We start from the raw sequence: 26200 nt of genomic DNA, 5'->3' as shown, positions 1-26200 counted from the left end.
CGCCCGCCGGGGCCGTCCACTCCCTCCGGGGAGCGGGCGGCCCCACGCCGTCCGCTCTCCCGCCGCCGATCACCCCGCAGCGGCCCCCCGACCATCGCCGCATCACTCGGAATCCCCTCGGTGAGCCGTCCGATGTCCGGGGCACGATATAGACTGCACTACGCGTTCGCACGACACACCAGAAACCGCCAGACCGAGGAGCTCCGCAGTGTCAGACACCATTCATCTCGACGGATCCGACATCCCGTTCGAGGAGGGGATGACCGGGGCCGCGGTCTACGCGGACCGCCCGGAGGTCATCGCGATCCGGTTGAATGGTGCACCCGCCGACCTCCACCGCGAGCTCACGGCCGGCGATTCGATCGCTCCCATCACGCTCGCCGACCAGGACGGCCTCGACATCCTGCGCCACTCCGCGGCGCACGTCATCGCGCAGTCGGTGCAGGAGCTCTTCCCCGGCACCCGCCTGGGCATCGGCCCCTACATCACCGACGGCTTCTACTACGACTTCCAGGTCGGCGAGCCCTTCACCCCCGAGGATCTCAAGGCCATCGAGAAGCGCGCGCAGCGCATCGTCAAGGAGGGGCAGACCTTCCACCGCGTCGCCGTCAGCGACGAGGAGGCCCGCACCCGCCTCGCCGACGAACCCTTCAAGCTCGAGCTCGTCGCGGACAAGGGCAATGCCGGCCAGGACGCCGAGGCCTCCGTCGAGGTCGGTGCCGGCGAGCTCACGATCTACGAGAACCGCAATCGCAAGGGCGAGGTCGTGTGGGAGGACCTGTGCCGCGGGCCCCACCTGCCGAGCACCAAGCTCATCGGCAACGGCTTCGCCGTGACGAAGTCCTCGGCCGCCTACTGGCGCGGCGACCAGGCCAACGACACCCTGCAGCGCGTCTACGGCACCGCCTGGGCGTCGAAGGACGACCTCAAGGCCTACCAGCATCGCATCGCCGAGGCGGAGAAGCGCGACCACCGCAAGCTCGGCACTGAGCTCGACCTCTACTCCTTCCCCGACGAGATCGGCTCCGGCCTGCCCGTGTTCCACCCCAAGGGCGGCATCGTCAAGCGCGAGATGGAGGACTACGTCCGCCGCCGGCACGTCGAGGCCGGCTTCGAGTACGTCGGCACCCCGCACATCTCCAAGGAGGAGCTCTTCCACACCTCGGGCCACCTCCCGTACTACGCGGACACGATGTTCCCGCCGATGACCGTCGACGAGGTCGTCGACGCCGACGGCACCGTCGTCAAGCCGGGCATGGAGTACTACCTCAAGGCCATGAACTGCCCGATGCACAACCTGATCTTCCGCTCCCGCGGCCGGTCCTACCGCGAGCTGCCGATGCGCCTGTTCGAGTTCGGGCACGTCTACCGCTACGAGAAGTCCGGCGTCATCCACGGCCTCACCCGCGTGCGCGGCTTCGCCCAGGACGACTCCCACTCCTACGTCACCGAGGAGCAGGCACCTGACGAGATCCGTCACCTCCTCGACTTCATCCTCGATCTGCTCCGCGACTTCGGGCTCGACGACTTCTTCCTCGAGCTCTCGACGCGTGATCCGGAGAGCGACAAGTTCATCGGCTCCGACGAGCAGTGGGCGAAGGCCACCGCGGTGCTCGAGGAGGTGTGCTCGGAGACCGGGCTCGAACTCGTCCCGGATCCCGGCGGCGCGGCCTACTACGGCCCCAAGGTGTCCGTGCAGGCGCGCGACGCGATCGGCCGCACCTGGCAGATGTCGACGATCCAGTACGACTTCAACCAGCCCGAGCGGTTCGGCCTCGAGTACCAGGCCTCCGACGGCACCCGCAAGCAGCCGGTGATGATCCACTCTGCGAAGTTCGGCTCCATCGAGCGCTTCATGGGCGTGCTCGTCGAGCACTACGCCGCTGCGTTCCCGGTCTGGCTCGCCCCCGTCCAGGTCGTCGGCGTCCCCGTCGCCGAGCCCTTCGTGCCCTACCTCGAGGACATCGCCGCGCGCCTGCGGGCCGCAGGGGTGCGGGTCGAGGTCGACGACTCCGACGACCGGATGCCGAAGAAGATCCGCACCGCGACCAAGGAGAAGGTCCCCTACATCCTCATCGCCGGCGGTGAGGACCAGGAGGCCGGCGCCGTGTCGTTCCGGTACCGCGACGGCAGCCAGGAGAACGGGGTGCCGGTGGACCGGGCGGTCGAGATGATCACCGAGGCGATCGCGACGAAGGCGCAGGTCTGACATGAGCGGCAGCAGCCCTGAGCAGCCTGCCGCGGACCCCGCGGACCGGACTGCCGCATCCCACGCATCCCCGGGGATCCCCGAGCCCGAGGCGGCCGCCGGCTTCCCCGGTGAGCCGGACGGCCTGCAGCGCCTGTGGACCCCGCACCGCATGGTCTACATCGGGGGGCAGGACAAGCCGGCCGACGCGACCGAACACGCCTGCCCCTTCTGCCTGGCCCCGGAGAAGTCCGACGAGGATGCGCTCATCGTCGCCCGCGGCACCACGGTGTATGCGATCCTCAATCTCTACCCGTACAACCCCGGCCACCTCCTCGTCTGCCCCTACCGCCACGTCGCGGACTACACCGACCTCACCCCGGAGGAAACCATCGAACTCGCAGAATTCACCCAGCAGGCGATGCGCGTCGTGCGCGCGGTGTCCGGCCCGGACGGCTTCAACATCGGGATGAATCAGGGCCAGCTCGCCGGCGCCGGGATCGCCGCGCACCTCCACCAGCACCTTGTGCCGCGCTGGATCGGCGATGCGAACTTCCTGCCGATCGTCGCGCAGACGAAGGCGCTGCCCCAGGTCCACTCCCAGGTGCAGCAGCTGTTCGCGGAGGCGTGGAACCGATGATGAAGCTCTCCGACGTCGCCCACCTCCACACCGTCACCCATCCGGTCCGCTCCCCGCACGACCCCGCGACGGTGCTCGTCGAGATCGCCCGCCCGCACCCGGACTCCGACACCACCCTGTCCCAGCTCTTCGCCGTCGATCCCGACCGGCCCGGGGCCGCCCCGGAGCGGGTCACCCACGGCTGGCACGACAGCGCACTGCGCTTCGCCGGGCGGGCCGCGGGACTCCTCCGCGCCGCCCGGGACGCGCGCCCGCAGCTCCACATCGCCACCGGGACCGGGGAGGCCCGTCCCGTCACGGACGCACCTCTGGGCGTCAGCGCGTTCGCGCTGCGCCCCGACGGCGCGGCGGCCGCCTGGGTCGCTCGCGAGCCCGAACCCGGCCGCTACGGCACCGACCCGGACATCGGACCCGAGGCCGAGGCGCCGCGCCGCATCACGCGGGCGAAGTACCTCTCGAACGGGGTCGGCTACGTGCTCGACCGCCCGGCCCGGCTGTTCCTCACCCCCCTCACCGCACCTGCCGCCGGCCCGGCGCCTGCCGCAGCGGACGACGCCACGGACACCACCGGCCTGCTCGGGGCCGAGGACGTGCCGGAGCCGCAGCGCCTGCCCGCACCCGCCGGCGACGTCCGCGACCCGCAGTACTCGCCGTCCGGCAGCGTGCTCAGCGTCATCGCCGACGTGCCCTCCGGCGACGCGGACGTCGACACCCGCTCGACCGTCTGGCTCGTGGGCGAACAGGAGGCGACCCCGCTCGACCTCGGCGACGTCGCGGTGTCGCATCACCTCTGGCTCGACGACTCCACCCTCCTCTTCACCGCGAGCTCCCGAGCCGGCGGCGCGACCGACTTCGTCGCCCGGACCCTCGGCCTCCATCGCCACGACCGTGCCACCGGGACCACCGTGCGGCTCACCGACGAGGAGAGCGTCGAGCTCGCCGACATCGCCCCCGCCCTGTCCCGGCAGGGCTCCGTCCTCGCGGTCACCGTCTCCGACGGCGCGCAGCGCATCGTGCGCATCCCGATCGACGGGACCAGCACTCCGTCGACGGCCGCGGACCTCGACCCGCTCACCCCGGCCGACCACGTGGTCGACGGCCTCGTCGAGCTGCCCGACGGCTCCCTCGTCTACACCGCCGGGACCCCGGCGAGCGCCGGGGAGGTCCACCGGCTCGGCAGCCGGGATTCGGCCCCGCAGGCGCTCACCGCGCTCAGCCGGATCGCCGACCCGGTGATCCCGACCCCGATCGCCGCCGACAGCCCGCTCGGCGAGATCCACGGCTGGGTCGCGATGCCGCGCGGCGAGGGACCCTTCCCCGTGATCCTCAACATCCACGGCGGGCCCTTCGCCCAGTACTCGCACGCCCTGTTCGACGAGACGCAGGTGCTCGTCGAGGCCGGGTACGGCGTCGTGTGGAGCAACCCCCGCGGCTCCCACGGCCGCGGGCGCGCCTGGGGTGCGGCGGTCCAGGGCGACCTCGCCGACCCCGCTGCGGCGGACGTCCTCGCCGTGCTCGAGGCCGCTCTCGTGGCCCACCCGCAGCTCGACCCGGAACGCCTGGGGATCCAGGGCGGTTCCTACGGCGGCTACCTCACCGCGATGATCATCGGGTCCGACCAGCGGTTCGCCGGTGCGATCGTCGAGCGCGGCTACCTCGTCCCGCAGAGCTTCATCGGCACCTCCGACATCGGCCGCTTCTTCTCCGAGGGGTACACCGGCACGGACCCCGAGGAGATCGCCCGGCAGTCGCCGCTCGGCCGGGTCCCCGCAGTCCGCACCCCGACCCTCGTCATGCACTCCGAGCTCGACCACCGCTGCCCGCTCGAGCAGGCCCAGCAGTACTTCGCCGCGCTCCAGCGCGCCGGGGTGCCCAGCGAGCTCCTCGTCTTCCCCGGGGAGAACCACGAGCTGTCCCGGTCCGGCCGCCCCCGGCACCGGATCCAGCGCTTCGAGGCCGTGCTCGACTGGTGGTCCCGCGTGTTCGCTCCCGGCTCGAGGGCCCCCGCTGCCGACGGGGCCCCCGGCACCGGAGAACAGGACTGAGCGGATGCTCAACAGCATCGCCCGCCGGGCGTTCACCGCGCTCTTCACCCCGGTGGCCCGGCTGCTCCTGCGGATCGGCCTGACCCCGGATGCGGTGACGGTCATCGGCACCCTCGGCGTGTGCGCCGGGGCGCTGCTCGGCTACCCCTTCGGGCACCTGTTCTGGGGCACCGTCGTCATCACCTTCTTCGTGTTCGGCGACATGCTCGACGGCATCATGGCCCGCCTCGCGGACCGCCGCTCGACCTGGGGCGCGTTCCTCGACTCGACCCTCGACCGGTTCGCCGACTCCGCGGTGTTCGTCGGCATCGCCCTGTGGTACTTCCTCGGTGCCGAGGACCCGCTCACCGCGCTGCTCGCACTCGGCGTGCTCGTCACCGGCTCGATCGTGTCCTACGTCCGAGCCAAGGCCGAAGGCCTGGGCGTGACGGCGGCCGGCGGGATCGCCGAGCGGGCCGACCGCCTCCTCGTCACCCTCGTCGTCACCGGCCTCGTCGGGCTCGGTCTCCCCGACGTCGTGCTCACCGTCGCCCTCGCCGTGCTCATGGTGCTGTGCTCGATCACCATCGGCCAGCGCATCGTCGCCGTCCACCGCCAGCTCGCCCATGAGGAGGACGACCGGTGAAGATCAGGACCGCAGCCCGCGTGGTGCTGCTCAACGCGGCCGGAGAGGTCTTCCTCCTCCACGCCCGCGACCTCCACGACGACTCCCGCCGCTGGTGGCTCACCTGCGGCGGGGGAGCGGAGATGGGGGAGACGCCCCAGCAGACCGCGGCCCGCGAGCTCGCCGAGGAGACCGGTCTCGTGTGCGAGCCCGCCGAGCTGCTCGGGCCGCTCGCCACCCGCCGGGCGGTGATAGAGTTCACCGAGCGCACCCTCCACCAGGACGAGGTGTTCTTCGGCCTCGTGAGCGAGGACGAGTTCGACCTCGCCGACGCCGTGTGGACCGAGGTCGAGAAGCGCTCGATCGTCGGCGGCCGCTGGTGGTCCCAGGACGAGCTGCGCCGGACCACGGCGACCGTCTACCCTTCGCGCCTCACCGAGCTCATGGACCTCGTGCGCTCGGGTACGGCACCGGCTGTGCCGCTCGTGCTCGACTGACCTGGCCGTCCGGCCCAGCGCATCCTGCCCGGCCACATGCGCCCGGCCCAACGCATCCGCCGCGCGTCCGACGGCCGTGTCGCGGTGCCGCGGCGCTACAATGAACCCCGGACCGGAAGCGCAGGCCGCGCACCCTGCGGCTCGCGCACATCGCTAACGATCGCAGGGAGACATCAGTGTCAGGTCACTCCAAATGGGCCACGACCAAGCACAAGAAGGCGGCCATCGATGCCAAGCGCGGGAAGCTGTTCGCCAAGCTCGTGAAGAACATCGAGGTCGCAGCCCGCAACGGCGGCCCGGACACCGACGGCAACCCGACGCTCTACGACGCGATCCAGAAGGCCAAGAAGTCCTCCGTCCCCAACGACAACATCGAGCGCGCGGTCAAGCGCGGCGGCGGGCTCGACGGCGGCGGGGTCGACTACCAGACGATCATGTACGAGGGCTACGGCGCCGGCGGCGTCGCCCTCCTCATCGAGTGCCTCACCGACAACCGCAACCGCGCGGCCTCCGACGTCCGTGTCGCGGTGACCCGCAACGGCGGGTCGATGGCCGACCCCGGCTCCGTGTCCTACAACTTCAACCGCAAGGGCGTCGTCACCGTGCCGACCGCGGGCACCGACGAGGACGCCGTCCTCGAGGCGACCCTCGACGCCGGCGCCGAGGAGGTCAAGGACCACGGCGAGACCTTCGACATCATCAGCGAGGCCACCGACCTCGTCGCGGTGCGCACCGCGCTGCAGGATGCGGGCATCGACTACGACAGCGCCGAGGCCGCGTTCGTCGCCAATGTCGAGGTGCCGCTCGACGCTGCGACGGCGCGCAAGGTGTTCTCCCTCATCGACGCCCTCGAGGACCTCGACGACGTGCAGAACGTGTACTCCAATGCGGACGTCTCCGACGAGGTCCTCGCCGAGCTCGACGCCGACTGATGCGCATCCTCGGCGTCGACCCCGGGCTCACCCGGTGCGGCCTCGGGGTCATCGACTCCCGACCCGCCCGCACCGCCGAGCTCGTCGCGGTCGACGTCGTGCGCACCCCGGCCGGCGACTCCGTGGACGTCCGGCTCGGGGCGCTCGCCGAGGCGTTCGACACCTGGCTCGACGAGCACCGGCCCGATGTCGTGAGCATCGAGCGGGTGTTCGCCCGCAACGACGTGTCGACGATCATGGGCACGGCCCAGGTGTCCGGCCTCACCATGGGGCTCGCCGCACGCCGCGGGATCCCCGTGGCGATGCACACGCCCTCCGAGGTCAAGGCCGCGATCACCGGCAACGGCCGGGCGGACAAGAAACAGATGACCCGCATGGTCACCCGCATCCTCCGCCTCGACGCCCCGCCCACCCCGGCCGACGCCGCCGACGCGCTCGCGCTGGCGATCTGCCACCTGTGGCGCGGAGCGACCGCGGCGACCTCGACCCCGGGCCCCACGAAGGACCTCCTCGCCCGGCAGGCCGCCACCCGGCAGGGCGCCGGCCTCACGCGGGCCCAGGAGCAGTGGGCGGCCGCGCTGCGCAGCTCTCGCCGCTGAGGTGAGGCGTCGCGCCCCGGCGGGAGGCCCGCGACCGGCGTGACGCGCCGAACCGAGCCCGGTTGACCGGTGCGGCGGACCCGGTGCGGATACACTCGTATTCGTACATCCGTTCCCACAGGAGTTCGAGTGATCACCTTCATCTCCGGCCGCGTGCACTCCGTCCGCGCCGACAGCCTCACCGTCGTCACCGCCGGCCTCGGACGCCGCGTCCATGTCACCCCGCAGCTCGCCGCCGACACCCGCCACGGCGCCGAGATCGATCTCCACACCGTGCTCGTCGTGCGCGAGGACTCGCTCACCCTCTACGGCTTCGCCGGTGAGGACGAGCGGGACCTGTTCGAGACCCTGCAGACGATCTCCGGGATCGGCCCCCGCCTGGCGCTCGCGGTGCTCAGCGTGCTGTCCCCGGACGAGCTGCGCGCCGCGATCGCGAGCGGCGACCAGGTGCCGCTGACCAAGGTGCCCGGGGTCGGCAAGAAGGTCGCCGCCCGGCTCATGCTCGAGCTCGCCGGGAACATCGACACGAGCGTCGCCCGGCCCGCACCGGGTCGCGCCCCGGCCGCGCCCCCGGCGGTCGCCGCCCAGGTCGTCGACGCGCTCGTCGGACTCGGCTGGCGTCAGGCCCAGGCGGAGTCCGCGGTCGAGGACACCGCCGCCGGGCTGAATGACCCGACCGTGTCGGAGCTCCTCAAGGCTGCGCTGCGCGCGCTCGGGGCCCGCACATGAGCGACCGCAGCTACGAGGTCGACTTCGGCGCCGAGGAGCCCACCGGGGCCGAGCTCGAACGGCTCACCCGGGCCGGTGCCGGGGAGGTCGAGCGCGCCGCCGAGGCCGCCCTGCGACCGAAGGGCCTCGGCGACTTCATCGGCCAGCCGCAGGTGCGCGAGCAGCTCTCCCTCGTCCTCGACGCCGCCGCCGCCCGCGGGAAGGCCCCCGACCACGTGCTCCTGTCCGGCCCGCCGGGCCTGGGCAAGACGACGCTGGCGATGATCATCGCCCACGAGATGCGCTCGCAGATCCGTATCACCTCCGGCCCGGCCGTGCAGCATGCCGGCGACCTCGCCGCGATCCTGTCCTCGCTCGAGGAGGGAGAGGTGCTCTTCATCGACGAGATCCACCGCATGGCCCGCGCCGCGGAGGAGATGCTCTACGTCGCGATGGAGGACTTCCGGGTCGACGTCATCGTCGGCAAGGGGCCCGGCGCGACCGCGATCCCGCTCGAGCTCCCGGCCTTCACCCTCGTCGGCGCCACCACCCGCTCCGGCCTGCTGCCCGCCCCGCTGCGCGACCGCTTCGGATTCACCGGCCACCTGGACTTCTACACCGTCGCGGACCTGCAGACCGTGCTCGTGCGCTCGGCCCGGATGCTCGGCATGGAGGCCTCGGAGACCGGTCTGCAGGAGATCGCCTCCCGCTCCCGCGGCACCCCGCGGATCGCCAACCGGCTGCTGCGCCGCGTCCGGGACTGGGCGCAGGTGCGCGGCACCGGGGTCGTCGACCTCCCCGCCGCACGCTCCGCGCTCGAGGTCTACGAGGTCGACGAGCGGGGCCTCGACCGGCTCGACCGCGCCGTGCTCTCCACCCTGTGCACGCGGTTCGCCGGCGGCCCGGTGGGACTGAGCACGCTGGCCGTGTCCGTCGCGGAGGAGCCGGAGACCGTCGAAGAGGTCGCCGAGCCGTTCCTCGTCCGCGAGGGCCTGATCTCGCGGACCCCGCGCGGCCGGGTCGCCACTGCGGACGGCTGGGCCCACCTCGGGCTCACCCCGCCCGATGGCACGCTCGGCTTCTGAGCCGCCGGCCGCCGACGCCCCTCGACGACGACCCTGATCAGGCGATTGGGACGGAGACACCCCGGCCACTACACTGGATCACTGGCTCCCAACAGCGGCGGCCGTGCGCGCACCGTGCGCCGGCCCCGATCTCCTCAGCGAAAGGCTGGCCCTGACGTGGACATTCTCCTTCTGGTCGGACTCGGCGCCCTGCTCATCTTCTTCATGTTCAACTCGCGGAAGAAGCAGCAGGCGCGGATGCGACAGATCTCGGACAACCTCGTCCCGGGCGTCGAGGTCATGACGACCTTCGGCGTCTACGGCACGGTCGTCGCCGTCGACGCCGAGAAGATGGAGGTCACCCTGGAGAGCGGGCCGGGCACCGTGCTGCGCGTGCACCGCCAGGCGATCGGTCAGATCCAGACCCCCGTCGAGGCCGCACCGGCCGATCCCGCGCTCGGGGAGGACACCGCGGCCCGCGAGGACGCCGGCCCGGTCGTCGATACCGCGCCTGATGCACCCGCCGGCGCGGACGCCGCCGATGCTCCCGTCGAGGACACCCCGGCCGAGACCGCCGAGGAGGCCGAGCGCCGCCGCATCACCGACGCCGAGCTCGACGCGATCAACGAGGCCCGCCGCCGCGAGCAGTCGACCCCCGGCTCGGAGACCTCCCCGGAGACCACCGTGGACGCCGACGCAGACGCCGACACCCCTCGCACCGACATCGACGGCACGACCGGCGAGCCGCGCGGCGAGCGCTGATCCCGCACCGCTGCCCACCCCTCACGAACGGAAGACCGATCTGTGTCCGCACCTGTGAATAAGCCCCGTCCGGGACTGCGCTTCACCTGGCTGGGAATCCTCACAGCTGGCCTCATCGCCCTCATCGCCGGCGGCTCCATCTGGTCCACCGCCGTCTGGAGCCCCAACCTCGCGCTCGACCTCGAGGGCGGCACCTCGATCATCCTCGAGCCGCAGGTCGAGGACGCCTCGATCACCACCGAGCAGCTCGAGCAGGCCGTATCGATCATCCGTCAGCGCGTCGACGCCACCGGCGTGTCCGAGGCGGAGATCACCACCCAGGGCGACCGCAACATCGTCGTCAACCTGCCCGGCAATCCCGACGAGGAGACACGCGACCTCGTCCGCTCCTCCGCGCAGCTCGCCTTCCGCCGCGTCGCCGTCGTCGCCGCCCCGGAGCCGCAGACCGATGAGGAGCCTGTCGAGGAGGAGGTCCCCGCCGGGCCCGAGCTCTCCGAGGAGGAGCAGCAGCGCCTCGACGAGCTCCTCGGCACCGGCGAGGAGGGCGCCGGAGAGGGTGCGCCCGAGGACGCCGAACAGCCCGAGAGCGGCGGAGCGGTCTTCGGACCGGCCGTTGCCAAGGACCCCGTTGCCGACGTCGACCCCGCTGCCGAAGACCCCGCGCAGGCCGGGGGAGCGGTGCCCGGCCCGGCCGGCTCGAACGAGCAGGCGCCCGCCGACGAGGCACCGGCCGAGGGCGGCGCCGAGGACCAGGCGGCCGAGACCTTCCCGCGCTTCGACCCGATCGGCGACACCTCGTGGATGAATGAGGAGATCCTCGCCCGGTTCGCCGAGCTCGACTGCACCGACCCGGAGAACCGCACCGGCGGCGACAGCGGCCCGGCCGAGGAGCCCATCGTCGCGTGCGCCCAGGACGGCTCCGCGAAGTTCGTGCTCGGCCCCGTCGAGCTCGACGGCTCCCACGTCACCGACGCGAGCTTCGGCTACGAGATGTCCTCGGCCGGCACGCAGACGAACAACCTCGCCGTGACCCTCGAGTTCGACGACTACGGCGCCGATGTGTTCGGTCAGATCACCGGTGCCATCACCGGCCAGCAGCCGCCGTACAACCAGTTCGCGATCGTCCTCGACGGACTCGTGCTGTCCGCCCCGGAGTCCCGCACCCCGGTCACCGACGGCCGCGCCCAGATCACCGGGAACTTCAGCCAGGAGGAGGCGGAGACGCTCGCCAACCAGCTGAAGAACGGCGCGCTGCCGATCAGCTTCCAGGTGCAGAGCGAGCAGCAGATCTCCCCGACGCTCGGTTCCGACTACCTCGCCAAGGGCGTGCTCGCCGGCGTGATCGGCCTGCTCCTCGTCGTCGTGTACTCCCTGGTCCAGTACCGCATGCTCGGCCTCGTCACGGTGTCGAGCCTCGCGGTGGCCGGAGTGCTGACCTACCTGCTCCTCCTGCTCGTGTCGTGGCGCTACGGCTACCGCCTGTCGCTCGCCGGCATGGCCGGCATCATCGTCGGCATCGGCATGACCGCGGACTCCTTCATCGTCTACTTCGAGCGCGTCCGCGACGAGATCCGCTCGGGACGCCGCCTCGTTTCCGCAGTCGAGATCGGCTGGGACCGCGCCAAGCGCACGATCTACGCCTCGAAGGCCGTGAACATGCTCGCCGCGGTCATCCTCTACATCCTCGCCGTCGGCAACGTCCGCGGCTTCGCATTCACGCTCGGCCTCACCGTCATCGTCGACGTGCTGCTCGTCGTGCTCTTCACCCACCCGATGCTCCAGGTGCTCGCCCGCACCCGGTTCTTCGGCGAGGGGCACCCGATGTCGGGCATGGACCCGCGGCAGCTCGGCGTCAAGCAGGCCGCCTACCGCGGCGCGATGGGACTCGACATGGAGAAGGCGAAGGAGAAGTCCTCCAAGCGCCGCTCCTTCGGGGAGGCGAAGCGACGGCAGGCGGCCGCCGAACGCAAGCGGGCCGGCACCGCCGGCCGGTCGCTCGCCGAACGGAAGTCCGGGCGCAGCCTGTCCGACCGCTCCGGGTCGACCGCGCTGCTCGAATCGGATGACGCGGATCCGGACACCGCAGGCTCCGCAGAGCTCTCGCTCGCCGAGCGCAAGGCGCGCACCCGCCGGGCCGCCGCCGAGGATGCCGAGGCGAGCGCGCCGACCGAGGACATCGCCGAGACCGGGACGGACCCGGAGCCCGAGGGGGATGCACGATGAAGAAGTTCTTCGCCTGGGGCAACGACCTCCACAGCGGGCGCAGGTCGATCCCGTTCGTGCCGAAGACGAAGCTGTGGCTGTCGATCGCGGCCGTCGTGCTCGTCGCCTCCGTCATCGTGCCACTCGTCAACGGCTTCAACTTCGGGATCGCCTTCACCGGCGGCAGCGAGTTCCACGTCGCGAACACCTCCGAGACCGACGAGACGATCGGCACCGAGGCGATCACCTCCGTGGTGCCCGGCGCGGAGCCGAACGTCGTGCCGACCTCGGACACCTCGCTGCGGATCACCACCGACCAGCTCACCGACGACGAGATGCAGCAGGTGCGCGAGTCGCTCGTGGCGGCCTACGAGGTCGACAACGAGGACGTCACCTCGACCTTCGTCGGGCCCACCTGGGGGCAGGACGTCACCGAGAAGATGATCCGCGCGCTCGTGATCTTCGTCGCGATCGCGATGGTCGTCATGGCCCTGTACTTCCGCACGTGGAAGATGTCGCTCGCCGCGATCGTCGGCCTGTTCGTCGTCATGATCGTCACCATGGGGATCTACGCGACGCTCGGCTTCGAGGTCACCCCCGAGGCGATGATCGGCTTCCTCACCGTGCTGAGCTTCTCCCTCTACGACACCGTGGTGGTGTTCGACAAGATCAGGGAGAACACCGATGACTACGAGTCGAACCGGCGGATGAAGTTCTCCGAGCTCGTCAACCTCGGCGTCAACCAGACCACCGTGCGCTCGATCAACACCTCGGTGATCTCGGTGCTGCCGATCGGTGCGATCCTTTTCATCGGCGTCGCGCTGCTCGGCGCCGGCACGCTCACCGACATCTCGCTCTCGCTCTTCATCGGCACGATCGTCGCGGCCGCCTCGACCCTGTTCGTCGCCTCGCCGTTCTACGCCTGGCTGCGCAGCCGGGAGGACGCCGTGCAGGAGCAGGAGCAGCTCGTCGACGAGACCCGCGAACGGCTCGGCCTGCCCGATCGTGCGCCGGTGCTGTTCGAGGACGAGGAGCTCGCGAAGGCCGAGCGCGCGGAGTCCGCACGCGCCTGAGCCGCCGGAGTACGATGGTCCGAGCAGGTTCGAGAGAAGGGGCGAGGCATGGCGCAGTCCGTCGATGACGCCGCCGGTGCGGCGAAGCGCTCCCGGGGGTTCTCGCGCCTGGCGTGGTGGACGGCGCGCAGCCAGCAGACCCCGGAGCACCCCAAGGCGCTCGCACCGCTGCTCCAGGCCGTCGCCCACAACCACCCCAAGGCCGACATCGACGTCGTGCTCCGCGCCTACCGGGTGGCGGAGAAGGCGCACGACGGGCAGATGCGCAAGAGCGGCGACCCCTACATCACCCACCCGGTGGCGGTCGCCACGATCCTCGCCGAGATCGGCCTGACCCCGACGACCCTCGCCGCTGCCCTCCTCCACGACACCGTCGAGGACACCGAGTACAGCCTCGATCGGCTGCGCGCGGACTTCGGCGAGGAGATCGCCGTGATGGTCGACGGGGTGACCAAGCTCGACAAGATCGAGTACGGCTCCGCCGCGCAGTCGGAGACGGTGCGGAAGATGATCGTCGCGATGTCGCGCGACATCCGCGTGCTCGTCATCAAGCTCGCCGACCGCCTCCACAACGCCCGCACCTGGAAGTACGTGCCCGCCGCCTCGAGCACGAAGAAGGCCACCGAGACCCTCGAGATCTTCGCCCCGCTCGCCCATCGGCTGGGCATGAACACGATCAAATGGGAGCTCGAGGACCTGTCGTTCCAGGTGCTCTACCCCAAGGTCTACTCCGAGATCGTCCGGCTCGTCGCCGAGCGCGCCCCGGAGCGGGAGAAGTACCTCGGCATCGTGTCCCGGGAGCTCGGCGCGGAGCTGAGCGAGTCGAAGATCGACTACACGATCTCCGGGCGGCCCAAGCACTACTACTCGATCTACCAGAAGATGGTGGTCCGCGGCCACGACTTCGCCGAGATCTACGACCTCGTCGGGGTGCGCGTGCTCGTCGAGACGGTGCGCGAGTGCTATGCGGTGCTCGGCCACGTCCACGCCAGCTGGTCGCCGGTGGCCGGGCGCTTCAAGGACTACATCGCGATGCCGAAGTTCAACATGTACCAGAGCCTCCACACCACGGTGATCGGGCCCTACGGCAAGCCGGTGGAGATCCAGATCCGCACCCGCGAGATGCACCGCCGTGCGGAGTTCGGCGTCGCCGCGCACTGGAAGTACAAGGACCGCCGCCGGGTCAACCCCGCCGCGTTCAGCGGCGCCGGGGACCGCACGGCGAAGGTCGGGGACTCCGGCGAGGTCGACCAGATCGCGTGGCTGCGCCAGCTGCTCGACTGGCAGCGCGAGACGAGCGACCCGGACGAGTTCCTCGACAACCTCCGCTTCGAGGTCAACTCGAAGGAGGTGTACGTCTTCACCCCCAAGGGCGACATCGTCTCCCTGCCGGCGGACTCGACCCCGGTCGACTTCGCCTACGCCGTCCACACCGAGGTCGGGCACAAGACCATGGGCGCGCGCGTCAACGGCCGCCTCATCGCCCTCGACACCGCCCTCGCGAACGGCGACGTCGTCGAGGTGTTCACCTCGAAGGACGAGAACGCCGGGCCGAGCCGCGACTGGCTCGCATTCGTCAAGAGCCCGCGGGCGCGGAACAAGATCCGGCAGTGGTTCTCCAAGGAGCGGCGCGAGGAGGCGATCGAATCCGGGCGGGACCAGCTCGCCCGGGCGATGCGCCGCCACCGGCTCAGCGCGGAGAAGCTCATGAGCCAGGAGGCCCTCGTCGTCGTCGCCAATGAGCAGCGGCTCGGCGACGTGTCCGGCCTCTACGCCGCGATCGGCAACGGCACGATGTCCGCCGCCCACGTCGTCGACCTGCTGGCCAAGGAGGTCGCCGGGGACGAGCCCGAGGACTACCCCGCGCCGACGAATCCCACCGGCAAGTCCCGCGGCCACCACTCCTCGACGTCCGGGGTGCGCGTCAAGGGCGCCGACGACATCCTCGTCAAGCTCGCCCGCTGCTGCACCCCGGTGCCTGGCGACGAGATCGTCGGCTTCGTCACCCGCGGGGCCGGGGTGTCGGTGCACCGGGCGGACTGCTCGAACGTCGCTGGTCTGCGCCGCGAGCCCGACCGGATGGTCGACGTCGAGTGGTCCGCGCACAGCTCCGGGGTGTATCTCGTGCAGATCCAGGTCGAGGCCCTCGACCGCGCCGGCCTCCTGTCCGACATCACCAAGGTCCTCACCGAGAACCACGTGAACATCCTCTCCGCCTCCGTCGCGACCTCGAAGGCGCGCGTCGCGCAATCGCGGTTCGTGTTCGAGATGGGCGATGCCAACCACCTCGACACCGTGCTCTCCGCGGCGCGCCGCGTCGACGGGGTGTTCGACGTCTACCGCATCACCGGCGGCTGATCGCTCAAGCCCCGCCGGCCCCGTCCGGGCCGAACACCTGCGCCGCGACCCGGCGCAGCGCGCGCACGTGCGGCCGCCGGTACTGGTCGTCGAGGTAGTCGAGGAACTCGGCCCGCTCCGCCGCCGGCACCTGGGCGGCCGGCCGTCGCAGCCTCGCCGCCGCCTGCTCCTCGTCGCCGGAGTCCTCCCACGCCAGCAGCACGAGGTCGTAGAGCGTGCGCGCCGGAGCGGTGACCTCGATCCCGGCGACCCGGGCGAGGTCGCCCCCCTGCACCCAGCGCTCGTAGGTGATCCACGGATCGTCCGCCCGCCGCGCCCGGCGCCGGCTGCGCGTCGTGTACTCGCGGGTCGTCGGGCCGGTGCCCACGCCCCACCACACCCAGTGCGCCGAGTGGTGGGAGAGCACGAGCCCGCGCGCCGCCGGCCGGCCGAGCGCCCGCGCCCGGAGCTCCGCATCGACGCGCGTGCCGACCGGCACCCAGCAGCTGTCGGTGAGCCGGAACACGAGCCCGTCGAGCGCGAGGTCCATGAGCTCGGTGTAGGTCAGCGGTTCGCCGATCCGCAGCACATCGTCCATGCGCTCCATGCTCCGGCGTCGGGCGGGCCGGGGCAACAGCGACCGCGCAGCTGTGGACAGACCGACGTCGGCCGCGCCTTCCGCTGTGGACGGCGCGGCCGCAGAGCTCACCCGGCGGGGGAGGAGGGCCGGCTCAGCCGAGCTCCTCGGCGGTCTTCGCGACCTGCTCGTACCAGGCGCGGCGCGCCTCGAGAGCGGTGTGCGCCTCCGCGATCCGCTTCTCGTCGCCGCTCGCCTCGGCCGCGGCGAGATCGGACTCGAGACCGGCGATCGCGGATTCGAGCTGCGCGAGCATGCCCGAGGTGCGGCTGCGGGTCTCCGGATCGGTGCGCTTCCACTCGGCCTCCTCGGCCGCGGCGAGCGCCCGCTCGACCTCGCGCAGTCCGCCCTCCATCCGGGACACGTCGGCGCGCGGCACCTTGCCGGCGTCCTCCCACGCCTCCTGGATCCGGCGCAGCTCGTCCTTCGCCTTCGCCGGGTCGGTGATCGGCAGCAGCGCCCGCGCGCGGGCGAGCAGCTCCTCCTTGACCACGAGGTTCTCCCCGTAGGCGGCGTCGATCGCCTCGTTCTCCATCTCCCGGGCGGCGAAGAACACGTCCTGCGCGGCGCGGAAGCGTGCCCACAGAGCGTCGTCGTCCTTGCGTCCGGCCCGCGGGGCGGCCTTCCAGCGGTCCATCAGCGCCCGGTACTCCTGGGCGGTGCCGCGCCAGTCGGTCGACCCGGACAGCGCCTCGGCCTCCGCGACGAGCTTCGTCTTCACCCGCTTGCCCTCGGCGTTGCGCTTGTCGAGGTCGGAGAAGAACTCCCGCCGGTGCCGGTCGAAGGTGTTGCGCGCCTTCGAGAACCGCCCCCACAGCTCCTGGTCCTGGGCGCGGGGGAGGCGCGGGGAGTTCGCCTGGATCGACTTCCACTCCTCGAACAGCCGGGCCATCCGGGCGCCGGAGGTCTTCCACTGCACGCGCGCCGGATCCGTCCCGGCGATCGACTCCGCCTCCTCGACGACCGCGGTGCGTGCGGCGAGACCCTCGGCGCGGGCCGCCTCGCGCTCCTTCGACTGGGCCGCCGCGGTCTGCGCGGCGGACTCCTGGATCGCGGTGAGCCGGGCGGCGAGCGCGGCGAGGTCGCCGACGACCGCGGCCTCGGCGAGTGCGTCGTGCTGGGTGCGGGCGGAGGCGCGGATCGAGTCCCCGGAGGCCCCGGCGGCGAGCCGCTCCTCGAGCAGGGCGGCCGCGTCGACGAGATCGAGGTACTTGTGCGCGAAGTACGTCAGCGCCTGCTCCTCGTCGGCATCCGGGTACTGGCCGACCGCGCGCTCCCCGTCGGCGGTCCGGACGTACACGGTCGTGTCCTCATCCATCCGGCCGAACCCGATCGCCTCGGCGAGCGCGGCGCTGCGGTCCTGCCGGGGGGCGGCCGCTGCGGCCCTGCGCTGCCCGGCCGCGGGCGCCCGCGCGGCGAGCGCGGCCGGGCTGGGAGCGCCCGGGCGCGGGCCGGGCTTGGGGGCGGGTGCGGTCGGGCGCGGGGCTGAGTCGTCGGTCATGCTGGACACCTTGTCTTCGCGTCGGTCGAATCACGGATGATCACTCGACGATGGGCAGAACACACCCCAGCATATCCACCGCGGGCCGTGCGGGGCCCCGCGCTAGACTGGCGGGCATGGAGATCACCGCCGTCCGCGCCGAGCTGCTCGACGTCAACTGCTATGCCGTGGCCGCCGAGCCGGGCGCCGAGGCCGGCCCGGGCGACGACCCCGCGGACCGGGAGTGCGTGCTCGTCGATGCCGGCTTCGACTGCGCCCCCGACCTCGCGCGGGTCCTCGCCGAGCTCGGCTGGACCCCGGTCGCCGTCCTCCTCACCCACGGCCACCCCGACCACATCCTCGGGCTGCCCCGTCTGCTCGAGGCCTTCCCCGGCCTCGAGGTGCTCATCGGGGAGCCCGACCTCTACCGTCTGCAGGATCCCGCCTCGACGGTGTCGGCGCAGCTCGCCCACATCGTCGCCCCGCTCGTCGGGGAGTGGACCGCGCCGCAGGCCGCCGCGGTGTCCGGCACGGAGCCCTTCACGCGCGCCGGCCTCACCATCGCCCCGGACCCCGCGCCCGGGCACACCGAGGGTTCGACGCTGTGGCGGGTGAGCGATCCGCACGGGGAGGGCGACGCCGCCGAGGTGCTCTTCACCGGCGACGTGCTGTTCGCCGGGTCGATCGGTCGCACCGACCTCGCCGGCGGCGACGGGCAGGCGATGGAGCGCACGCTCGCCCACATCGCGAGCCTGCCCGACACCCCGGTGCTGCCCGGTCACGGGCCGGCCACCCGGCTCGCGCACGAGCTGCGCACCAATCCGTTCCTCTGATCAGGAGACCTGTTACCCATGGCCCAGGCCGCACGACTCTCGGGGTTCCCCGAATGGCTGCCCGCTGACCGCATCGTCGAGGAGCGGGTCATCGACCTGCTCAAGCACACCTTCGAGCTCAACGGCTTCGCCGCCCTCCACACCCGCGCCGTCGAGCCGATCTCCGCGCTCGCCAAGGACGGGGAGATCGACAAGGAGGTGTTCGCGGTGTCCCGGCTCCACGCCGAGCCCGGGGACGCGAAGAACCCGCTCGGTCTCCACTTCGACCTCACGGTGCCCTTCGCCCGCTACGTCGTGGAGAACGCCGGCCGGCTGCCGTTCCCCTTCAAGCGCTACCAGATACAGCCGGTGTGGCGCGGCGAGCGGCCCCAGGACGGGCGCTACCGCGAGTTCATCCAGGCTGACATCGACATCGTCGCCGAGGACACGCTGGCCGAGCACTTCGAGGTCGAGGTGCCCCTCGTCATGGCCCAGGCGTTCGGCGAGCTCGCCGAGCTCGGAGTGCCCGGGGTGCGGATCCTGGCGAACAACCGCAAGCTCATCGAGGGCTTCACCCGCGGCATCGGCCTCACCGACATCACGGCGGTGCTGCGCTGCATCGACAAGCTCGACAAGATCGGGCCGGCGAAGGTCGGGGAGCTCCTCGCCGCGCAGGCCGGCGCCGACGAGTCCCAGCAGCGCCGGCTCCTCGAGTTCGCCCGGATCGAGAGCACGACGGGGGCGTTCGCCGAGGAGGTGCGTGCGCTCGGCGTGTCCGACTCGCTGCTCGACGAGGGCCTCGAATCGCTGAGCCGGCTGCTCGATGCCGCGAACCGGCAGCAGCCCGGCGTCGTCGTCGCGCAGCTCAAGATCGCCCGCGGCCTCGACTACTACACCGGCTCGGTCTACGAGACGCAGCTCATCGGGCACGAGGCGCTCGGCTCCGTGGCCTCCGGCGGCCGCTACGACTCGCTCGCCTCGACGGGGAAGCGGACCTTCCCCGGCGTCGGCATGTCGCTCGGCGTGTCGCGTCTGATGTCGCGGCTCGTCGGGCGCGACCGGATGGTCGAGGCGAGCCGCGGTGTGCCGACAGCGGTGCTCGTGGCCGTCACCGACGACGCCGCCCGTGACGAGGCCGTCGACGTCGCCTCCCGCCTGCGGGCCCGCGGCATCCCCGTCGACGTCGCCCCGGCGGCGAGCCGGTTCGGCAAGCAGATCAAGTTCGCCGAGCGCCGCGGCATCCCCTTCGTGTGGTTCCTCGACGGGGAGACCGGTCACGAGGTCAAGGACATCCGCTCCGGCGAGCAGGTGAGCGCCGATCCGCTGCTGTGGACCCCGCCGGCCGAGGACCTCTGGCCGACCGTGCGCACCGTCTCCCGGGACTGAGCCCCCGCGGCCGAGCGCTCCGGGCGCTCAGCTGCGCGCGCTGAGCGGTCCGGCGGCGCGCGGCTCCGGATCCGGGGCGAGGGAGCCGTCGGGGGCGATGTGGTCGAAGATCTCGCTCACCATCGTCACGACGTGCGGGTCGTCCACGAGGTAGACGATCCGGCGGCCCTCCCGGCGGGAGGACACGAGCCCGGCGAGGCGGAGCTTCGCGAGGTGCTGGGACACCGCCTGCACGCTCGCCCCGGACGCCTCGGCGAGCCCGGTGACATCGGATTCGCTGTGCACGAGGTGCCACATGATCAGCAGCCGCGTGGACGAGGACAGCATGCGGAAGGTCTCCGCGGCCACCTCGATCTGGGCGCTCGTCGGCGCCTCCCCGATTCCGTCCTCCACGGCTCCTCCTCCACGACCTGCGACTATCATGGGTGCCGGACGCACCACCGTCCCATCCTGCACCATCTCCCAACGCTTAAGGAGCAGACCCAGTGCTGAGAACCCACGAGGCGGGCACGCTGAGTGCCGCTGACGTCGATTCCACCGTCACCCTCGCCGGCTGGGTCGACCGCCGCCGCGACCATGGCGGCGTCGCCTTCATCGACCTCCGCGACGCCTCGGGCATCGTCCAGGTCGTCGTGCGCGAGCAGGACGCCGACCAGCTCCGCAACGAGACCGTGGTGAAGGCGAGGGGCACTGTGGCGGCGCGCCCCGCGGGCAACACCAACCCCGGCCTGCCGACGGGTGAGATCGAGGTCGTCGACACCGAGATCGAGGTGCTCGCGCCCGCCCGTGCGCTGCCCTTCCAGGTGTCCGACCACGCCGAGGACTCCGGCCAGGTCGGCGAGGAGACCCGGCTCAAGTACCGCTACCTCGACCTCCGCCGCTCCGGCCCGGCCGCCGCCATGCGCCTGCGCGCGCAGGCCAACCGGGCGGCCCGCGGCGTCCTCGAGGACCACCGCTTCATCGAGGTCGAGACCCCCACGCTCACCCGTTCGACCCCGGAGGGTGCACGCGACTTCCTCGTCCCGGCGCGCCTGCGCCCGGGCAGCTGGTACGCGCTCCCGCAGTCCCCGCAGCTCTTCAAGCAGCTCCTCCAGGTGGCCGGCCTCGAGCGCTACTACCAGATCGCGCGCTGCTATCGCGACGAGGACTTCCGCGCCGACCGGCAGCCGGAGTTCACGCAGCTCGACATCGAGGCCTCGTTCGTCGAGCAGGAGGACGTCATCGGGCTCGCCGAGGAGATCCTCGCCGCCCTGTGGAAGCTCATCGGCCACGAGATCAGCACCCCGATCCCGCGCATCACCTACCACGAGGCGATGGCGCGTTATGGCACCGACAAGCCCGACCTCCGCTTCGGCCTCGAGCTCACCGACCTCACCGCGTACTTCGCCGACACCCCGTTCCGCGTGTTCCAGGCGCCCTACGTCGGCGCCGTCGTCCACCCCGGCGGCGGCTCCCTGCCGCGCCGCCAGCTCGATGCCTGGCAGGAGTGGGCCAAGCAGCGCGGCGCGAAGGGCCTGGCCTACGTCCTCATCCAGGAGGACGGCTCGCTCACCGGCCCGGTCGCCAAGAACATCTCCGAACAGGAGAAGGCCGGGCTCGCCGCCGCCGTCGGCGCCGAGCCGGGCGACGCGGTGTTCTTCGCCGCCGACGCACCCGGTGCGGCACGTGCCCTGCTCGGCGCGGCGCGCCGCGAGATCGCCGCGCGCACCGGGCTCATCGACGAGGGCGCCTGGTCGTTCGTGTGGGTCGTCGACGCCCCGCTGTTCGAGCCGACCGCCGACGCCGAGGCCTCCGGCGACGTCGCGGTGGGCTCCGGGAGCTGGACCGCGGTGCACCACGCGTTCACCGCGCCCAAGCCGGAGTTCATGGACACCTTCGACACCGACCCGGGCTCGGCGCTCGCCTACGCCTACGACATCGTGTGCAACGGCAACGAGATCGGCGGCGGCTCGATCCGCATCCACCGCCCCGACGTGCAGGAGCGCGTGTTCGCCGTCATGGGCCTCGGCGAGGAGGAGGCGCGGGAGAAGTTCGGCTTCCTCCTCGACGCCTTCGGCTACGGCGCGCCGCCGCACGGCGGCATCGCGTTCGGCTGGGACCGGATCGTCAGCCTGCTCGCCGGTGCGGACTCGATCCGCGAGGTGATCGCGTTCCCCAAGTCCGGGGGCGGCTACGATCCGCTGACCGACGCGCCGGCCCCGATCACCGACGCGCAGCGCGCCGAGGCGGGGGTCGACTTCGACCCCGAGGCCGAGGACGGATGACCGATCTGTTCAGCCAGGCGGGTGTCCCGGATTCCTCCGGGGCGCCCGCCTCGTCCGTCCTCGACCCGCTCGCGGTGCGGATGCGCCCGCGCACGATCGCGGAGATCGTCGGCCAGGACCACCTGACCTTCCCCGGATCGCCGCTCCACCAGCTCGTCACCGCCCAGCCCGGGGACAAGGCCGGGGCGAGCTCTCTGTTGCTGTGGGGCCCTCCCGGCGTGGGGAAGACGACGATCGCCCACGTCGTGTCGCACGCCTCCGATCGCCGCTTCGTCGAGCTCTCCGCGATCACCGCCGGGGTCAAGGACGTGCGCCGGGTGATCGAGCAGGCACGTGCCGACCGGGAGCTCCACGGGCGCACCACCGTCCTCTTCCTCGACGAGATCCACCGCTTCTCCAAGGCTCAGCAGGACGCGCTGCTGCCCGCGGTGGAGAACCGGCTCGTCGTCCTCATCGCAGCGACCACGGAGAACCCGTCGTTCTCCGTCATCGCCCCGCTCGTCTCCCGCTCGCTCGTGCTCACCCTCCGCCCGCTGTCGGACGCGGACATCGGGGAGCTCGTCGACCGCGCACTCGCCCACGAGCGCGGCCTCGCCGGGACCTTCGCACTCGCCGCGGACGCACGGGAGGACATCATCGCGCTCGCCGCCGGCGACGGGCGGCGCTCGCTCACCATCCTCGAAGCCGCCGCCGCGATCGCCCGCGCCCACGCCGGTGCGGGGGAGAGCACCGGTGGGGGGACCGACACCGAGGACGGAACCGACACCGGGACCGACGCCGAGGGGAAGGCCGACGGCGCCGGAAAGACCGACGCCGAGGGGGAGGAGCGCGACCTCCCGCTCATCTCCGCCGCCCATGTCGCAGATGCCGCCGACCGCGCCGTCGTGCGCTACGACCGGGCCGGTGACCAGCACTACGACGTCGTCTCCGCGTTCATCAAATCGATCCGCGGCTCCGACCCCGACGCCGCGCTCCACTACCTCGCGCGGATGATCTCCGCCGGCGAGGACCCCCGTTTCATCTGCCGCCGCATGGTGATCGCCGCCGCCGAGGACATCGGCATGGCCGATCCGCAGGCGCTCGTGATCGCCGTCGCCGCACAGACTGCGGTCGAGCGCATCGGCATGCCCGAAGGGCGGATCCCGCTCGCCGAGGCCGTCGTCTACCTCGCCTGCGCCCCGAAGTCGAACGCGAGCTACCGCGGGATCGACAGGGCGCTCGCCGACATCCGGGAGGGGAGGGCCGGCGAGGTGCCGCTGCACCTCCGCGACGCGCACTATCCCGGGGCGAAGGCGCTCGGCCACGGCGAGGGCTACCGGTACTCCCACGACTATCCGCACGGCGTCGTCGCCCAGGAGTACCTGCCGGAGTCGCTGGCCGGGACCCGCTACTACGAGCCGACGGCCAACGGCGCCGAATCCCGGATGGGCGAGCGGCTCGCGGCCCTGCGAAGGATCCTCGGCCGCCCCGACTGAGCACGCCGACGGCTCTCATCCACGCCCCCGGCGACGAGTTCCGGCTCTCAGCGGTCGGTAGGGTGGAGCCATGAGCGATTCGGTCGAACCCAGCACAACCGAATCCACCGGCCTCGCCGTCGACGTCCTCGTCATCGGCTGGGGCAAGGGCGGCAAGACGCTCGCCCGCACCCTCGGCAGCTCCGGGACCCGGGTCGCGCTCGTCGAGCAGTCGGAGTCGATGATCGGCGGCACGTGCATCAACGTCGCGTGCGTGCCGACGAAGACGCTCATCCACCAGGCGGCGGTGAAGCCCGAGGCGACACCGCCGGCGGAGTGGTTCACCACCTCCGTGGAGGCGCGTGACGCGCTCATCGGCAAGCTCAACACCCGCAACCGGGAGCTCGTCGAGGAGGCCCCGGACGCCGTGATCGTCATGGGGAAGGCGGCATTCCTCGACCCGCACACCGTCGAGGTGACCCAGGGCGAGGACCGGCTGCGCATCACCGCGGACACCATCGTGATCAACACCGGCACGGTGCCCGCCGGGCCCCCGATCCCCGGCGCGGACTCTCCCCGCGTCCACGACTCGACGACGATCCAGCACGCCAGCCCCTTCCCCGAGCGCCTCGCGATCGTCGGGGGCGGCTACATCGGGCTCGAGTTCGCCGGCATGTTCGCCGGTTTCGGCTCGGAGGTCACCGTCATCGATCCGGGGGAACGGATCCTGCCCAGGGAGGACGATGACATCGCCGCCGGTGTCACCGAGCACCTCGAAGCCGCCGGCGTGACCTTCCTCATGGGGTCGGCCGTGAGCGCGATCGAGGACACCGGGGATGCGGCCCTCGTCCGCACCGAGGACGGCCACGCAGTCGAGGCCGAGGCGGTGCTGCTCGCCGTCGGGCGCAGCGCCACGACGGCCGGGCTCGGCCTCGGGCGGGCCGGCGTCGAGGTCGACGAGCGCGGATTCGTCCGTGTCGACGACACGCTGCGCACCTCCGCCGAGCACATCTTCGCCGTCGGGGACATCAACGGAGGGCCCCAGTTCACCTACGTCTCCCTCGACGACCACCGGATCGTCGCCGGCCAGCTCACCGGCGACGGGACCCGCCGCCGCAGCGACCGGGCGGCCGTGCCGAACACGATGTTCCTCACCCCGCCCCTGTCCCGGGTCGGCATCAACGAGCAGCAGGCGCGTGCCGAGGGACGCGGCGTCCTCGTCGCCGCGAAACCGGTGGCGCAGATCGCGGCGATGCCGCGGCCCAAGATCCTCGGCAACCCCACCGGCATGATCAAGTTCGTCGCCGACCCCGATACCCGGGAGCTGCTCGGAGCGACCGTGTGGTGCGTCGACTCGCAGGAGGTCATCAATCTCCTCGCGCTCGCGATGCGCGCGCACGTCACCGTCGATGCGCTGCGCGACGGGATCTGGACCCACCCCTCGAGCACCGAGGCGCTCAACGAGGTGCTCGGCGAGCTCCGCCCGCTCACCGTCTGAGTCCTCGGGTGGCCCGGTGACGCCGCCGATTGGACGGCAGCGGCGCCACCGGACTAGTATGATCGATTGCTGTGCCTGCACCCTGAAGGCGGTCGGCTCCGGAGTGCTCGCTCCGGTCGCCCTCTTTCCCAGCCCGGGAAACAGCGGCTCCGGAACCGGTCGAGCCCCCGTGCGCATCGTGTGCGCAGGACCCGCCCGGAGCACACGATGCGAACCGAAAGGTCACCCACACATGTCCGCACCCGCACGCGATCGCCGTCAGGTCCGCCTGTCGCGCGCCCTCGGCCTCCCGCTCACCCCGAAGGCCGAGAAGTACTTCGAGCGCCGCCCTTACCCGCCGGGCGAGCACGGCCGTGCCCGTCGCCGCAACGACAGCGACTACTCGGTCCGCCTCAAGGAGAAGCAGCGCCTCCGCGCGCAGTACAACATCCGCGAGGCGCAGATGCTCAAGACCTACAAGGAGGCGCGCCGCCTCCCGGGTCTGACCGGTGAGAACTTCGTCGAGCTCCTCGAGATGCGACTCGACGCCCTCGTGCTGCGCGCCGGCTTCGCCCGGACCATCGCGCAGGCCCGCCAGTTCGTCGTCCACCGCCACATCTGCGTCGACGGCCAGCGCGTCGATCGTCCGTCCTTCCGTGTCAAGGAGGGCCAGATGATCCACGTCCACGAGAAGTCCGCGCAGATGGATCCGTTCCAGGTCTCCGCCGCCGGCGCGCACCGCGACGTGCTCCCGGCCGTGCCCGGCTACCTCAAGGTCGACCTCGAGGCGCTGCAGGCCACCCTCCTGCGTCGCCCCAAGCGCGACGAGGTTCCCGTGACCTGCGACGTGCAGCTCGTCGTCGAGCACTACTCGCGCTGATCGGCACGCACCAGCACCACCGGTGAGCGCACCCGCGCCCATCATTCGCACTGCCCGGCTCCCACTGCGGAGCCGGGCAGTCGCCATTCATCCGCCCGCCTCATCCACTAGACTTGCCCAGGATGCGCACCGCCCGCCGACACCTCCGGCGGTCACCCG

22 protein-coding genes are annotated in these 26200 nt (G+C 71.8%); 19 read left to right on the top strand and 3 right to left on the bottom strand.

Annotated features, from left to right (window positions below; all coding sequences use genetic code 11):
• Positions 1–208: 208 nt before the first annotated feature.
• The 13 genes from thrS to FDF13_RS11930 all read left to right on the top strand — a co-directional run bounded on the left by thrS (position 209) and on the right by FDF13_RS11930 (position 15672).
• Positions 209–2209 (top strand): threonine--tRNA ligase, encoded by a 2001-nt coding sequence (gene thrS, locus FDF13_RS11990; RefSeq protein ID WP_137319847.1) that lies wholly within the window; start codon positions 209–211, stop codon positions 2207–2209.
• 1 nt (position 2210) lies between these two features.
• Positions 2211–2828 carry an HIT domain-containing protein gene (locus FDF13_RS11985; protein WP_137319846.1) on the top strand — a complete coding sequence of 206 codons (618 nt, stop codon included), beginning with the start codon at positions 2211–2213 and terminating at the stop codon, positions 2826–2828.
• A complete protein-coding gene (locus FDF13_RS14850; protein WP_254668792.1) occupies positions 2825–4873 on the top strand; it encodes a prolyl oligopeptidase family serine peptidase in 2049 nt (682 codons plus the stop codon). The genes FDF13_RS11985 and FDF13_RS14850 overlap by 4 nt, the downstream gene beginning before the upstream one ends.
• 4 nt (positions 4874–4877) lie before the next feature.
• Positions 4878–5498, top strand: a complete 621-nt coding sequence (gene pgsA / locus FDF13_RS11975) for a phosphatidylinositol phosphate synthase (protein WP_137319845.1) — start codon at positions 4878–4880, stop codon at positions 5496–5498.
• Complete coding sequence (locus tag FDF13_RS11970) at positions 5495–5974, top strand: NUDIX hydrolase (protein WP_137319844.1); 480 nt, start codon at positions 5495–5497, stop codon at positions 5972–5974. The genes pgsA and FDF13_RS11970 overlap by 4 nt, the downstream gene beginning before the upstream one ends.
• 176 nt (positions 5975–6150) lie before the next feature.
• Entirely contained in the window at positions 6151–6906 is a 756-nt protein-coding gene (locus FDF13_RS11965) for a YebC/PmpR family DNA-binding transcriptional regulator (RefSeq protein ID WP_137319843.1), read from the top strand.
• Positions 6906–7505: a crossover junction endodeoxyribonuclease RuvC gene (ruvC, locus tag FDF13_RS11960; RefSeq protein ID WP_137319842.1), complete on the top strand. Its 600-nt coding sequence runs from the start codon at positions 6906–6908 to the stop codon at positions 7503–7505. The genes FDF13_RS11965 and ruvC overlap by 1 nt, the downstream gene beginning before the upstream one ends.
• A gap of 129 nt (positions 7506–7634) precedes the next feature.
• Entirely contained in the window at positions 7635–8234 is a 600-nt protein-coding gene (ruvA, locus tag FDF13_RS11955; protein ID WP_137319841.1) for a Holliday junction branch migration protein RuvA, read from the top strand.
• Positions 8231–9298, top strand: coding sequence for a Holliday junction branch migration DNA helicase RuvB (ruvB, locus tag FDF13_RS11950; protein WP_137319840.1), 1068 nt, complete (start codon positions 8231–8233; stop codon positions 9296–9298). Before ruvA ends, ruvB begins: the two co-directional genes overlap by 4 nt.
• Before the next feature lie 156 nt (positions 9299–9454).
• Positions 9455–10039, top strand: a complete 585-nt coding sequence (gene yajC, locus FDF13_RS15480) for a preprotein translocase subunit YajC (RefSeq protein WP_302630558.1) — start codon at positions 9455–9457, stop codon at positions 10037–10039.
• Between the two features lie 54 nt (positions 10040–10093).
• The gene (secD, locus tag FDF13_RS11940) at positions 10094–12262 is read left to right on the top strand and encodes a protein translocase subunit SecD (protein WP_254668791.1); all 2169 of its coding nucleotides are present in this window, start codon (positions 10094–10096) and stop codon (positions 12260–12262) included.
• Positions 12259–13314: a protein translocase subunit SecF gene (gene secF, locus FDF13_RS11935; RefSeq protein WP_137319838.1), complete on the top strand. Its 1056-nt coding sequence runs from the start codon at positions 12259–12261 to the stop codon at positions 13312–13314. The genes secD and secF overlap by 4 nt, the downstream gene beginning before the upstream one ends.
• A gap of 48 nt (positions 13315–13362) precedes the next feature.
• Positions 13363–15672, top strand: coding sequence for a bifunctional (p)ppGpp synthetase/guanosine-3',5'-bis(diphosphate) 3'-pyrophosphohydrolase (locus FDF13_RS11930; protein ID WP_137319837.1), 2310 nt, complete (start codon positions 13363–13365; stop codon positions 15670–15672).
• 4 nt (positions 15673–15676) lie between these two features.
• Here the strand turns inward: FDF13_RS11930 and FDF13_RS11925 are convergent, their stop codons facing one another.
• Positions 15677–16249: a hypothetical protein gene (locus FDF13_RS11925; RefSeq protein WP_137319836.1), complete on the bottom strand. Its 573-nt coding sequence runs from the start codon at positions 16247–16249 to the stop codon at positions 15677–15679.
• A gap of 133 nt (positions 16250–16382) precedes the next feature.
• The gene (locus FDF13_RS11920) at positions 16383–17789 is read right to left on the bottom strand and encodes a DUF349 domain-containing protein (RefSeq protein ID WP_137319835.1); all 1407 of its coding nucleotides are present in this window, start codon (positions 17787–17789) and stop codon (positions 16383–16385) included.
• Between the two features lie 116 nt (positions 17790–17905).
• On the opposite strand from FDF13_RS11920, the gene FDF13_RS11915 reads away from it, so the two are divergent.
• The gene (locus FDF13_RS11915) at positions 17906–18601 is read left to right on the top strand and encodes an MBL fold metallo-hydrolase (RefSeq protein ID WP_137319834.1); all 696 of its coding nucleotides are present in this window, start codon (positions 17906–17908) and stop codon (positions 18599–18601) included.
• 18 nt (positions 18602–18619) lie between these two features.
• Positions 18620–19966, top strand: coding sequence for a histidine--tRNA ligase (hisS, locus tag FDF13_RS11910; RefSeq protein ID WP_137319833.1), 1347 nt, complete (start codon positions 18620–18622; stop codon positions 19964–19966).
• Between the two features lie 27 nt (positions 19967–19993).
• Here the strand turns inward: hisS and FDF13_RS11905 are convergent, their stop codons facing one another.
• Positions 19994–20389 (bottom strand): metalloregulator ArsR/SmtB family transcription factor, encoded by a 396-nt coding sequence (locus tag FDF13_RS11905; RefSeq protein WP_137319832.1) that lies wholly within the window; start codon positions 20387–20389, stop codon positions 19994–19996.
• A 62-nt stretch (positions 20390–20451) separates the two neighbouring features.
• Here FDF13_RS11905 and aspS point away from each other — a divergent pair, with 62 nt between their 5' ends.
• From aspS to rpsD, 4 genes are all read left to right on the top strand, one after another.
• Entirely contained in the window at positions 20452–22230 is a 1779-nt protein-coding gene (gene aspS, locus FDF13_RS11900; RefSeq protein ID WP_137319831.1) for an aspartate--tRNA ligase, read from the top strand.
• A complete protein-coding gene (locus tag FDF13_RS11895) occupies positions 22227–23705 on the top strand; it encodes a replication-associated recombination protein A (protein WP_137319830.1) in 1479 nt (492 codons plus the stop codon). Before aspS ends, FDF13_RS11895 begins: the two co-directional genes overlap by 4 nt.
• A 70-nt stretch (positions 23706–23775) precedes the next feature.
• The gene (locus tag FDF13_RS11890; protein ID WP_137319829.1) at positions 23776–25182 is read left to right on the top strand and encodes an NAD(P)/FAD-dependent oxidoreductase; all 1407 of its coding nucleotides are present in this window, start codon (positions 23776–23778) and stop codon (positions 25180–25182) included.
• Between the two features lie 232 nt (positions 25183–25414).
• Positions 25415–26041 carry a 30S ribosomal protein S4 gene (rpsD, locus tag FDF13_RS11885; RefSeq protein ID WP_137319828.1) on the top strand — a complete coding sequence of 209 codons (627 nt, stop codon included), beginning with the start codon at positions 25415–25417 and terminating at the stop codon, positions 26039–26041.
• The last annotated feature ends 159 nt before the right edge of the window (positions 26042–26200 follow it).

The organism is Brevibacterium sp. CS2, from assembly GCF_005280295.1.
Classification (GTDB): Bacteria; Actinomycetota; Actinomycetes; order Actinomycetales; family Brevibacteriaceae; genus Brevibacterium; species Brevibacterium pityocampae.
This window is presented reverse-complemented; position numbering and strand designations above follow the sequence as displayed.